Below are 13,060 nucleotides of genomic sequence, written 5' to 3'. Positions count from 1 at the left end.
CCTCTAACCTGTTATTGAATGCGACTGCAACGAAATGGCGGTGAAGCGGGCTCAGCCCCGCTGGGCTGCTACCTGCGCGGCGGCATCGAACGGCGCCGGCGGCGGCGGGGCCTTCTTGGACTCGGCCTCCTGCTCGCTCAGCCACTTGGCGAAGTCCGCCTTGGACTTGGCCACCACCACGATCGGCATGAAGCCGTGATCCTGGCCGCACAGTTCGGCGCACTGGCCGCGATACGTGCCGGGCGTCTTGATGTTGGTCCAGGCTCCATTGATGATCCCCGGGATGGCATCAAGCTTCCAGCCAAACGCCGGCACCCACCAGGAGTGGATCACGTCGCCGCTGGTGATCGCGAACCGGATCTTGGTATCGACCGGCACCACCAGCGGCTTGTCGACATTCAGCAGGTAGGTGTTCTCGTCGCCGACCTTGACCGCGTACGGATCCATGCCCGAGCCGAGCTGGCGTGTCTCGTCGCTCTGCTGGTCCAGCTTGGACATGAAACCGACCTTCTCGATCGGCTGGCCCAGGTAGCTGACGTAGTCGTAACGCCACTTCCACTGATAGCCGGTGACCTTGACCGTCATCTGCGAACCGGTGGTATCGGCCCATGAGGTGAGGCCGCCGGTGGAGAGGTACGCCAGCGCCACCAGGATGATGACCGGCACGATCGTCCACACCACCTCGAGCATGGTGTTGTGCGACCACTTCTCGGCTACCGCGCCGCGTGATTTGCGGAAGCGGAACATGGCGACGAACATGGCACCGAACACCAGGATGCCGATCACCACGCAGACCGCCAGCGAGATGTTGTTCAGGTCGTAGGGCACGCGCGACCAGGTACTGGCACCAGGCTCCATGTTCAGCTGCCAGGGATGCGGGGCCGCGTAGGCCACGCCGCCGAACGATGCAAGGGCTAGGCTCGCCGCTGCCATGAGTGATCGCCTGATGCCGCCTGATGTCATGTCTTGCACCTTTGTTGATCCTGATTGCGTTGTTGCCCGCTTGCATCGGCCAGCAACGCCTTGAGTTTTCTCGCCAGCTCGATCCGTTCCGGTTCCGCCAGGAACGCGCCGATCTCCAGCTCGCGGCCATGCGATGACAGCAGCAGGCGTCCATTGCCGGTCTCCAGCCGCACACGCACCCAATACGACTGGAAACGCGCACAACGCCGGCCGGGCAACGACCGCACCTCCAGCGACGATTCGTCGAGGGTAATGCGCTCGCAGCGATCGCCGGCCCGCCAGGCCACGCTCAGGGCGACGGCCATGGCGGCGGATTCCACCAGGGCAAACAGCGGAGCAAACACATTCCCCTGCCACGCACCCAGTTCTGCCGTTGTCAGCGCCAGTGCCACCAGGATCATGATCAAGCGACGCAACCCGCGCCGGCTTAGCGCGCGATTTGGCCTGAGCCACATCGTTACGCGGGGCAAGCCGGCGATGGCTGGTCGAAGCACGATCATGGTGACCCGGCGTGCCTGGAACAACGGAATGATAGGCCGCGGCGGCGCAGCGGGCAAGAATGTCGCACCCGATTGACCTGGATCAGCCCATCCACGGCGGGCTCGCGGGTGGCCCGTGACGCCCTGGGGCAGCCTTGCAGGCAGCGCGCGGACAGCCCGGACAAACCCTCCGGTTTCGCCCAACTCCGCGGTCTCCGGCGTACAATTCCACGTTTGCCCACCGCCCCTCGCCAGCCCATTGACAAGCCCGTGACCACAACCATCCTCAGCCCCGAGCTTCCGGACAGCACCACGCCAGCGCGCGCGCGCATCACGGCCGCGTGGCTGCGCGACGAGACCGAAGCGGTCAACGACCTGCTCGCCCAGGCCACCTTGCCGCCGGTCGAGCGCGAGAAGGTGATCGACCTCGCCGCCGACCTGGTCAGCCGGGTGCGCCTGCGCGCCAGGGACCAGAGCGCGGTCGAATCCTTCATGCGCCAGTACGACCTGTCCTCCGAGGAAGGCGTGCTGCTGATGTGCGTGGCCGAGGCGCTGCTGCGCATCCCGGACAAGGCCACCGCCGACAAGCTGATCCGCGACAAGCTCGGCGAGGCGGACTGGAAGAAGCATCTGGGCCAGAGCGAGTCGCTGTTCGTCAACGCATCCACCTGGGGCCTGATGCTCACCGGACATCTGGTGAATCTGGCCGAAGACACCCGCCACGATTTCACCGGCGCGCTGAAGCGGCTGGTCGGTCGCGCCGGCGAGCCGGCGATCCGTCTGGCGGTTCGCCAGGCGATGCGCATCATGGGCCACCAGTTCGTGATGGGGCAGACCATCGACGAGGCGCTGGACCGCTGCGCGAAGAAGGAATACGCGGTGTACCGCTATTCCTACGACATGCTGGGCGAGTCCGCGCTGACCAGCGAAACCGCCGAGCGCTACCAGCAGGATTACCGCAACGCGATCGCCGCGATCGGTGCGCGCGGCCCGTTCGCCAACCACACCGACGCACCGTCGATCTCGGTGAAGCTGTCCGCCCTGCATCCGCGCTACGAAGTGGCCAAGCGCGAGCTGGCCCACCGCCAGCTCAGCGAGAAGCTGCTGGAACTGTCGCAGCTGGCGATGAAGTACGGCATTGCGCTGTCGGTGGATGCCGAAGAGGCCGAGCGCCTCGAGCTGTCGCTCGACATCATCGGCGACGTGTTCGCGCACCCGTCGCTGGAAGGCTGGAACGGCCTCGGCATCGTGGTGCAGGCGTATGCCAAGCGCACGCCGTTCGTGATCGACTGGCTGATCGAGACCGCGCGCGCCGCCAATCGCCGCTGGTACGTGCGCCTGGTCAAGGGCGCCTACTGGGATGCCGAGATCAAGCGCGCGCAGGAAAACGGCCTGGCTGGCTATCCGGTGTATACGCGCAAGCCGAACACCGACGTGTCCTACCTGGCCTGCGCCCGTCGCCTGTTCAACGCCGGTGTCGAACTGATCTACCCGCAGTTCGCCACGCATAACGCGCACTCGATCGCCGCCGTGCATCACCTCGCGCAGGGTCGTCCGTACGAGTACCAGCGCCTGCACGGCATGGGCACCGACCTGTACGCCGAAGTGATCGGTCCGCAGAACCTCAACGTGCCCTGCCGCGTGTACGCGCCGGTCGGCACGCACGAGGATCTGCTGCCGTACCTGGTACGCCGCCTGCTCGAGAACGGCGCCAATACCAGCTTCGTCAACCGCGTCGTCGACGAGAGCGTGCCCGTGCGCACGCTGGTCGCCGACCCGTGCGAAACGGTGCGCGCTTTTGCTTCGATCCCGCATCCGCGCATCCCGCTGCCGGTCAATATCTACGCAGAACTTCGGAAGAATTCCATGGGCGTCAACTTCTCCAACGACAACGAACTGAAGGCGATGGCCGACGCGGTCAACGCCAATCCCGGCCCGTGGGCCGCTGCTCCGCTGGTGCCAGGCGCGACCGCCAACGGCCCGACCGTGCAGGTGACCAATCCGGCCGATCGCCGCCAGAACGTGGGCAGCTACATCAGCGCCGACAGCGCCACCGTCGACAAGGCGCTGAGCAATGCCGTCGCCGCGCAGTTCGGCTGGGATCGCCTGCCGGCGGCCAGCCGCGCCGCGATCCTCGAACATGCCGCCGAGCAGCTCGAAGCGCATCGCGGCGAGTTCATCGCGCTGTGCGTGCGCGAGGCCGGCAAGAGCCTGCCCGACGCGATCGCCGAGATCCGCGAGGCGGCCGACTTCCTGCGTTACTACGCCACCATGGCGCGCCGCCTGTTCGGTCAGCCCGAGCAGTTGCCCGGCCCGACCGGTGAGAGCAACCAGCTGTTCCTCAATGGCCGCGGCGTGTTCGTCTGCATCAGCCCGTGGAACTTCCCGCTGGCGATCTTCCTCGGCCAGGTCAGCGCCGCGCTCGCCGCCGGCAATGCCGTCATCGCGAAGCCGGCCGAGCAGACCTCGCTGATCGGCTATGCCGCGATCAAGCTGCTGCACGACGCCGGCGTGCCGGCCGACGTGCTGCAGTACTTGCCGGGTGACGGCGCCACCGTCGGTGCCGCACTGACCCGCGATCCGCGTGTCGCCGGCGTCGCCTTCACCGGCTCCACCGAGACCGCCTGGGCGATCAACCGCGCGCTCGCCGCGCGCAACGCGTCGATCGCCGCACTGATCGCCGAGACCGGTGGCCAGAACGCGATGATCGCCGACTCCTCCGCCCTGCCCGAGCAGATCGTCAAGGACGTGATCGCCTCCGCCTTCCAGTCCGCCGGCCAGCGCTGCTCCGCCGCACGCGTGCTGTTCGTGCAGGAAGACATCGCCGACAAGGTCTGCGCGATGCTCGCCGGTGCGATGGGCGAGTTGAAGGTGGGTGACCCGGGCCAGCTGTCCACCGACGTCGGCCCGGTGATCGACGAGGACGCGAAGAAGATCCTGGTCGACCACGCCGCGCACATGGACAAGGAAGCGAAGAAAATCGGCGAAGTCGTGATGGACCCGGCGCTCACCGCCAACGGCACCTTCTTCGCCCCACGCGCCTACGAGATCCCCTCGCTCGCCACGCTGACCCGCGAAGTGTTCGGCCCGGTGCTGCACGTGATCCGCTGGAAGGGCAGCGAACTGAAGCAGGTAGTGGACCAGATCAACGCCACCGGCTACGGCCTCACGCTCGGCATCCACAGCCGCATCAACGACACCGTCGACTACATCGCCAGCCACGCCCGCGTCGGCAACTGCTACGTCAACCGCAACCAGATCGGCGCGGTGGTCGGCGTGCAGCCGTTCGGCGGCGAGAACCTGTCCGGCACCGGCCCCAAGGCCGGCGGCCCGCACTACCTGCTGCGCTTCGCCGGCGAACGCACGCTCACCATCAACACCACCGCGGCGGGCGGCAACGCGTCGCTGCTGACGATCGGCGAATAGCTTCCCGTTCCGGATCGCTTGTGCAGCGCGCAAGCGATCCGCCAGCCACGCGTGATAAAAAGTCGGGATCGCCGGCTTGCGCCGGCCCGCCCATGCGCCGGAGCAACCGCACCATGGCACGTCCTGCAGCACGCGTTCGCCTCGATGATCCCGCGCCGGCGAACGACGACCCGCGCTTTACCGCCGCCGAGTTTCCCCCGAACAAGCTGTTGTACCTGGCCCAGCTGGCCGACGACCGCGGCATCGACAGCCGCGCCTGGTTCGCCGGCCTGGCGCTCACCCGCCAGCAGATCGCCGACCCGGCCCTGCGCGTGTCCTATCGCCAGGCCAGTACGTTCGTGCGCCGCGCGCTGCAGGCGCTGCACGTGCCCGATGCCGGCCTGCTGATCGGTCGCGAAGGCACCATCGGCGGTTTCGGCCTGCTTGGCCTGGCGATGATGACCTCGCGCACGCTGGGCGAGGCGATGATGGCCGGGATTGCCCACCACAAGATCTGCGGCTGCCTGCTCGAACTGAATTTCGAGGCGCTGAGCGAGCGGGAAGTGGCCCTGGTCGCGCAGCCGCGCTTCGGCGACCACGAGCTGCTGCCGTTCTTTTGCGAGGAATTGTTCGCCAGTTGCCTGATGATTGCCCGCGAACTGGTCGGCGACGCATTGCAGCCGCTACGCCTCGAGCTGGCCTACCCGCGGCCGGCCTACGCCGACGAGTACACCACCCTGTTCGGCTGCGAGCTGCGCTTCGATGCACCCCAGTGCCGCCTGCTGATCGATACCCAGTGGCTGGGCCAGCTGCTGCCCGGCTACAACCCGCTGACAGCGAAGCAGGCGCTCACGCTGTGTGCACAGCAGATGACACCCGAGGGCGGCGAGCCGCACCAGGAAATCGTCGCGGCGGTGGAGCGCCTGCTGCGCAGCCGGCTCGCCCAGCAGCCGAAACTCAACGACGTCGCGCGCACGCTCAATCTCAGCGAGCGTTCACTGCGGCGCAAACTGGCCGAAAGCGGACGGATCTTCCGCGAGATCCACGATCGGGTGCGCGCCGAACGCGCCCTGCAACTGCTGCAGGCCGGCACTCTGAGCGTGGCCGACGTAGGCAGCGCGGTCGGCTTCAACGATCCGCGCGAATTCCGCCGCGCGTTCAAACGCTGGACCGGAATGCCGCCGCAGGAGGCGCGACGCTCCACCGCCTGAACAAACTGGCCGACTTGCCCCCCATGAATTGGCCGATTTACCCTCCCCTTGCAAGCTCTGATGGGCGAGAGTCGACTCCATCGCACCATTGACCTTACCGGGGGAATCCAACCATGCGCAAACTGCTCATCAGCCTGGCGATCGGCGCGGCCTTGGCCGGCTGCGGCAAACACGAGGCCGCGCCGCAGAATGCGACCGACGCCAGCTTCGAGGCGAAGTTGCAGGAGCAACTGCTGGACGCCAAGCCCGGCAGCGTGATCGACATTCCCGCCGGCCACTACTCGCTCAAGCGCGGCCTCAGCCTGCGCACCGACGGCGTCACCATCCGCGGCGCCGGCATGGACAAGACCGTGCTGTCGTTCAAGGGTCAGGTGGTGGGGCCCGAAGGCCTGCTGGTCAACGCCAGCGACTTCACCATCGAGAACCTGGCGATCGAGGACACCAAGGGCGATGCGCTGAAGATCAACCAGGGCAAGAACATCACCATCCACGGCGTGCGCATCGAGTGGACCGACGGCCCGAAGACCACGAACGGCGCCTACGGCCTGTATCCGGTGAAGACGCAGAACGTGCTGATCGAGGACTCGGTGGTGATCGGCGCCTCCGACGCCGGCATCTACGTCGGCCAGTCGCACAACATCATCGTGCGGCGCAACCGCGCCGAGAACAACGTGGCCGGCATCGAGGTTGAAAACTCGGTCAACGCCGATGTCTACGAGAACACCACGACGAAGAACACCGGCGGCATCCTGGTCTTCAACATGCCCAACCTGTCGCTGCACGGCGAAGCGACCCGGGTGTTCAGGAACAAGGTGTTCGCCAACGACACCGACAACTTCGCCGCCAAGGGCGCGGCCGTCGCCAGCGTGCCGGCGGGCTCGGGCGTGGTGGTGAACTCCAACGACAAGGTGGAGATCTTCGACAACGACATCGCCGACAACAAGACCGCGAACATCATCATCGCCAGCTATTTCTCCACCAACTACTACAACACCCGCGGCGTAGCCGCTGACTACAACCCGTATCCGAAGGGCATCTTCGTCTACGGCAACCGCCTCAAGGGCGGTGGCGACTCGCCCGACGGCATCAAGCTGAAAACGCTGAAGACCGCGATGTATGGCCTCACCGGCAGCTTCCCGGATGTGCTGTGGGACGGCTATGTCGATCCCAAGAACCTGGTCGACGGCCTGCCGCCGGCAGCCGATCGCATCTGCATCCAGGACGTCAACGGCGTACTCAGCGCGGACGGTCCGCACGACTACAAGAACCCGAGCAAGGACATGAAACCGTTCGCATGCACCCTGCCCAAACTGCCGCCGGTGGTGCTGAATCCCGAGCCGAAGATTTGAGGTCGATCGACGTGCAGAAAGTGTTGGTGAAATTCGTCCTGCCCATGCTTGTCCTGTTGTCGCTGGCCGCCTGCCAGCGTGGCATGCCGCCCGTAGCCTTCCATGCCGACGGAAGGCCGCCGAAGCTCAGCGACTGGCATGTGGTCGAAGTGCACGAGGGCAAGCTGGAACTCAACCAGGGCGTGGTGCCGTACGATCTGAACACGCCGTTGTTCACCGACTACGCGCACAAGCTGCGCACGATCTGGATGCCCAAGGGCAGCAGCGCGAAGTACGAACCGGTCGACACGCTGGACTTCCCGGTCGGCACGGTGATCAGCAAGACGTTCTATTATCCGCGCGCGGCCGACGGCAAGTTCGGCGACGTCGTGCGCAACGACGATTATTCGCGCGACTTCGCCGGCCAGGGGCTCGACCTCGCCCATGTGCACCTGATCGAGACGCGCATCCTGGTCCATCGCAAGGACGGCTGGGCGGCGATCCCTTATGTGTGGAACGACGCCCAGACCGAAGCCACGCTGGCCCGCACCGGCGCGGTGCTGCCGCTGACCCTGGTCACGACCACCGCCGAGGCCGGCGTGCCGGCACGCGAGGATTTCAACTACGTGGTCCCCGACGAAAGCCAGTGCGCCAGCTGCCATGCGCAGGACTGGATCGACCGCAAGGTGCATCCGATCGGGCCGAAGGCGCGGCACATCAACAAGGACTACCTGTACGCCGACGGCGAGCACAACCAGCTGGAGCACTTGGCCGAGGTGGGTTACCTCAGCGGCCTGCCGGCGCTGGACAAGGTTGCGCGCGATGCGAACTGGGCCGATCCGAAGGCACCGCTGGATGCGCGCGCGCGCGCCTACCTCGACATCAACTGCGGGCATTGCCACAACCCCAACGGTGCGGCCAACACCACCGGCCTGTCGCTGATCTACGGCACCGCGGAAGACCACCACCTGGGTATCTGCAAGCCGCCGACCGCCGCCGGCCAGGGCACCGGCGACCACTTCTTCGACATCGTGCCAGGCAAACCGGACGACTCGATCATCCCGTTCCGGCTGTCCTCGACCGAGCCAGGCACGATGATGCCGGAGATCGGACGCAGCACCATGCATCACGAAGGCGTGGCGCTGATCAAGGCATGGATCGCGGCGCTGCCGGGAACCTGTGTCGTACTGCACTGAACCACCGACAACGAGAGCCGCGAGCATGAACGTCGCGACCATTCCATGCACCGGGGAGCACGGCATGACCATGAACCAACGTCCACTGACCACTGCCTTGCGTCGATTGCTGTTCGGCGGTACCGCCTTGCTGCTGATCGGCGTGCCGGCGGCCTTCGCCGCCGAGCCGGCTGCACAGGATGCCGCCGCCGGCGGTACGGCCGCCGCGCCGGACAAAGCCGACACGGCCAAGCCCGCGACCAAGGCCACGCAACTGGGCACGGTCGTCGTGACAGCGCAGAGTCGCTCGCAGGAGATGCAGTCGGTACCGATCCCGCTGCAGATCATCACCGCGAAGCAGGTGCAGACCCTGGCCGCCACCGACATCAGCAAGATGGACATCTTCGTGCCCGGGCTGTCGGTCGGCGCCGAGCAGCCGACCCAGCCCTCGTATGAACTGCGCGGCATCGGTGGCAGCGGGTTCGGTGCCGGCACCGAATCCGCCGTCGGTGTCTATGTCGATGGCGTCTACGCCGCACGCACCGGCGGCGCGCTGCTGGCCTTCAACGACATCGCGCGGATCGAGGTGCTGAAAGGCCCGCAAGGTACCCTGTTCGGGCGCAATTCCGCCGGTGGCGCGATCTCGATCATCACCAACGAACCGAGCGACAAACTCGAAGCCAAGGGCACGATTCGCTACGGCAATTACGGCGAGCGCTATGGCGATGCGCTGGTCAACATTCCGCTGAACAAAGACATGGCGCTGCGCGTGAGCGTGCTGGACAACCAGAGCGACGGCTGGGTCAAGGACGCCGCTACCGGCAAACACTACGGCGGCAACGACGACTGGGGCACGCGCGCCGTGTATCGCTGGAACATCGCGCCGGATACACGCGTGCTGCTGTCCTGGGATCACGAGCAACTCAAGCAGGCGCCGCACCCGGCATTCGGGCTGATTCCGCTGTCGAGCTACACGCAGCTCCCGGCGCCGCTCAACAGCATGACGATACCGCCATACCCCACCGATCCGGCGACCTATCTCAACCCCTTGCATGCGCCGCTGTACAACGACGCCGTCGGCGGAGCCGAAACGCGCCGTTTCGACGGCGCCACCCTGACCGTCGACCACACCTTCGGCTGGGGTGGCTTCACCTCCACCACGGCGTGGCGCAACTTCGACACGTTCAACCTGGGCGACTACGACGGCACCAACAACTACAGCACCTATCTCGACACCGCCAACATCGAGCACAGCAACAGCTGGTACCAGGAGTTCAAGCTGTCCGGCAACACCGGCCTGATCGACTGGGTCGCCGGCACCAGTTTCTATCTGGAGAAGTCGCACCAGACCAGCCGGGTCGACGTCAACACCAACTCCGTGACCACCCTGGTTCTCAACAATTTCGCCAGCCAGTTTGGCTGGCCGCTGGTCGACAGCCTGATTCCAACCATGCCGGCATTGGCCAACTTGCTCGGCAACCCGTGGAGCGAGCAGGTCGACAACGGCCAGACCATCACCTCGTATGCAGCCTTCGGCGATGTGATCTGGCACCTCAGCGACAAGCTCAACCTCACCACCGGCGTGCGTTTCACCTTCGACCAGAAACAATACAGCTGGCTGATCCCGCCACGTTATGCGCCCCAGCTCGATGCCATCCTGGCCACCTTGCCACCGTCAGGCAACCCCATTTTCGACGGTCTCGTGCTGCCTGCGTACGAGCAAAACCTGATCTTCACTCCCGACACCGCCGGTCCGATCGGGGTGCTTACGCAAAGGCGCAGCAGCTGGCGCAACGTCAGCCCGCGCGTGGTGCTGGACTACCACTTCACCCAGAACGTGATGGCCTACGGTTCGGTGACGAGGGGCTATCAGGCCGGCGGCTTCAACTTCCAGCAGGTCGGCGGAACCTACGCGCCGGAACACGTGACCAACTACGAAGGCGGCGTCAAGACCGTGTTCCCGGATCAACGCCTGTTGTTCAACGTGACCGGGTACTACTACACCTACGACAACCTGCAGGGGCTGTCGCTGCAGCCGGCACCCACGGGCAGCAACGGCGTGCCGAAATACGTGATCACCACCAGTGACCAGCACGCCCATGGACTGGAGGCCGAACTGCAGTGGATACCGCTTGACGGTCTGCAGTTGGGCCTGAATGGTGCCTACATCGATTCCACCTACACGCACTACGTCTCCACCGACGGCAAGAATGTGTCCGGCCAGGCGACTGGCACCCCCCTCTTCTCCGGCGCCGCCACCCTCAGCTATACCGTGCCGGATGTATTCAACGGCAGCCTCGTCTACAACGCCGCCTACGGCTTTCGCGGCAAGTCGCGCTGCAACGCCGGTTCGGGATTCCAGGGCACCTGCCAGGTCAGCCCCAACTTCCCCGTCGGCACCTCGCAGCAGAGCGTCGACATGCGACTGGACTGGAATGCACCGGGCGACCATTGGGGCGTCGGCGTGTTCGTCAGCAACCTGCTCGACAAGCGTTACGTCACGGGCGTCGACAACACCGCGAATCCGCTCGGCTCGGCGTACGCGGGCATCACGCCGCCGCGCACGTGGGGCGTCGAGTTGCGCGCGAAGCTCTGACACCGACCATGAACGGGCGGGCCGCCACGCGGCCCGTCCTCACGTGCACTTCTGCAGCATGCGCGCATGCTGCAACTCTTTTGACGAGTGGCCCCGATGAATGATTCCGCCGCCGACCTGAGCCAACGCCTGCTCCAGCTGCGCACCGCGCAACGTTCCAGTCCGATGCCGGACTGGGCCACGCGTGCTCACCGGTTGCGCCGGCTGGAAAAAATGTTGCTCGAACAGCGCGAGGCGTTCGCCGCCGCGATCAACGCCGATTTCGGCTGCCGCCCGCGCGAGGAAACCGACCTGCTGGAGATCTATCCCAGTCTGTCGGCGATCCGTCACACCTTATCGAAGGGCCGGCGCTGGATGAAGCCGCGGCGCCGGCTGGCCGACCTGCTGTTCCTGCCGGCACGCACCGAGATGCGGCCACAGCCGCGCGGCGTGGTCGGCATCATCGTGCCGTGGAACTATCCGTTGTATCTTGCGATCGGCCCCCTGGTCGATGCGCTCGGCGCTGGCAATCGCGCGATGCTGAAGATGAGCGAGTTCACACCGCGTTTCTCGGCCTTGTTCGCCGAGCAGGTGGCGCGTTACTTCAAGCCCGACGAAGTGACCGTGGTCACCGGCGACGCCGAGGTGGCGCAGGCCTTCTCGGCACTGCCGTTCGACCACCTGCTGTTTACCGGCTCCACCGCGGTCGGTCACCACGTGATGCGCGCGGCCGCCGCCAACCTCACCCCGGTAACCCTGGAGCTGGGCGGCAAGTCGCCGGCCATCGTCGGCCCCGGCGCGCGCTTCGACCACGCGGTCGAGCGCATCGTGTTCGGCAAAATGGTCAACGCCGGGCAGACCTGCATCGCGCCCGACTACGTGCTGCTGCCACGCGCGCGCGTCGCCGAATTCATCGACACGGCCACGCGCACGGTGGCGAAGATGTATCCGCAACTGGCCCAGGGCGGCCAATATTCGAGCATCGTCTCCGATCGCCAGTACCAGCGCCTGGTCGGCCTGCGCGACGGCGCCGTGGCGGCCGGTGCCAGCGTGCATCCGCTCAGCGCCAGCAGCGAGGATGCCGCGCGCCGGCTGCTGCCGCCGCAGTTGCTCGGCAACGTCACCGACGCGATGGCGGTGATGCGCGAAGAGATCTTCGGCCCGCTGCTGCCGCTGCTGCCCTACGACACGCTGGACGAGGCGATCGCCTACGTCACCACCCACCCGCATCCGCTGGCGCTGTACCTGTTCGAGCAGAACGCAGGACGCATCGAGCAGGTGCTGAGCCAGACCCATGCCGGCGGGGTCAGCGTCAACGACACGATCTATCATGTCGCACAGCACAATCTGCCGTTCGGCGGTGTCGGCAGCTCCGGCACCGGCGGCTATCACGGCGAGGCGGGCTTCCGCACGTTTTCGCACATCAAGCCGGTGTTCCGCCAGGCGCGCGTGAACGGCGCCGGCATGCTCAACCCGCCGTATGGTTCGCGCTTCAGGCGCATGCTCGAGCTGATGTTGAAGCGCGGTTGAACTGACGGTTCGAAATGGGCGCGGCGACGCCGCGCTGCTGCTACGCTGGCGAGTGCTGCGGGCCGCGCCCGCCTGCCTCTCGGTGCCGCGATGCCATGCCATGTCTATGCCAGCCTGCGCAAACCGGACAGCTACCTGTGGCTGGCACGGCACGACGGCTTCGAGGTCGTGCCCGAATCGCTGCTGTTGATGCTGGGCGAGCTGCGCTTCGTGATGGAAGTGCAACTGGACGCTACGCGCAAGCTGCCGGTCGAGGACACCATCCAGGTGCTCGACCATCTGCGCAACCAGGGTTGGCACCTGCAGCTGCCGCCGCAGGAAACCCTGGCCGCGGCGAACCACCCTGCCTACACCCATGCACGCGAGGAAGACCGCGACGAATGAGTCGCGCCTG

9 protein-coding genes are annotated in these 13,060 nt (G+C 66.1%); 7 read left to right on the top strand and 2 right to left on the bottom strand.

Annotated elements, in window-relative coordinates; all coding sequences use genetic code 11:
- Positions 1–51: 51 nt before the first annotated feature.
- Complete coding sequence (gene coxB / locus B0E47_RS11560) at positions 52–933, bottom strand: cytochrome c oxidase subunit II (RefSeq protein ID WP_254422910.1); 882 nt, start codon at positions 931–933, stop codon at positions 52–54.
- Positions 934–959: 26 nt separating this feature from the next.
- A complete protein-coding gene (locus B0E47_RS11555) occupies positions 960–1,418 on the bottom strand; it encodes a DUF2244 domain-containing protein (protein ID WP_077514761.1) in 459 nt (152 codons plus the stop codon).
- 294 nt (positions 1,419–1,712) lie between these two features.
- On the opposite strand from B0E47_RS11555, the gene putA reads away from it, so the two are divergent.
- The 7 genes from putA (at position 1,713) to B0E47_RS11520 (ending at position 13,050) form a co-directional block, all read left to right on the top strand.
- Positions 1,713–4,868, top strand: a complete 3,156-nt coding sequence (gene putA, locus B0E47_RS11550) for a bifunctional proline dehydrogenase/L-glutamate gamma-semialdehyde dehydrogenase PutA (protein WP_077514422.1) — start codon at positions 1,713–1,715, stop codon at positions 4,866–4,868.
- A gap of 113 nt (positions 4,869–4,981) precedes the next feature.
- On the top strand, positions 4,982–6,058 hold the full coding sequence (locus tag B0E47_RS11545) for an AraC family transcriptional regulator (protein WP_077514760.1): 1,077 nt from the start codon (positions 4,982–4,984) through the stop codon (positions 6,056–6,058).
- A gap of 113 nt (positions 6,059–6,171) precedes the next feature.
- Entirely contained in the window at positions 6,172–7,407 is a 1,236-nt protein-coding gene (locus tag B0E47_RS11540; protein ID WP_077514421.1) for a parallel beta-helix domain-containing protein, read from the top strand.
- 26 nt (positions 7,408–7,433) lie between these two features.
- Complete coding sequence (locus tag B0E47_RS11535) at positions 7,434–8,582, top strand: SO2930 family diheme c-type cytochrome (RefSeq protein ID WP_254422909.1); 1,149 nt, start codon at positions 7,434–7,436, stop codon at positions 8,580–8,582.
- Positions 8,583–8,646: 64 nt separating this feature from the next.
- Complete coding sequence (locus tag B0E47_RS11530) at positions 8,647–11,157, top strand: TonB-dependent receptor (RefSeq protein WP_077514420.1); 2,511 nt, start codon at positions 8,647–8,649, stop codon at positions 11,155–11,157.
- A 96-nt stretch (positions 11,158–11,253) separates the two neighbouring features.
- Positions 11,254–12,666: a coniferyl aldehyde dehydrogenase gene (locus B0E47_RS11525; RefSeq protein WP_077514419.1), complete on the top strand. Its 1,413-nt coding sequence runs from the start codon at positions 11,254–11,256 to the stop codon at positions 12,664–12,666.
- Between the two features lie 90 nt (positions 12,667–12,756).
- Positions 12,757–13,050 carry a YcgL domain-containing protein gene (locus B0E47_RS11520; RefSeq protein ID WP_077514418.1) on the top strand — a complete coding sequence of 98 codons (294 nt, stop codon included), beginning with the start codon at positions 12,757–12,759 and terminating at the stop codon, positions 13,048–13,050.
- Positions 13,051–13,060: the final 10 nt, after the last annotated feature.

The sequence above is a fragment of the Rhodanobacter sp. B05 genome (assembly GCF_002001085.1).
Taxonomy (GTDB): domain Bacteria; phylum Pseudomonadota; class Gammaproteobacteria; order Xanthomonadales; family Rhodanobacteraceae; genus Rhodanobacter.
This window is presented reverse-complemented; position numbering and strand designations above follow the sequence as displayed.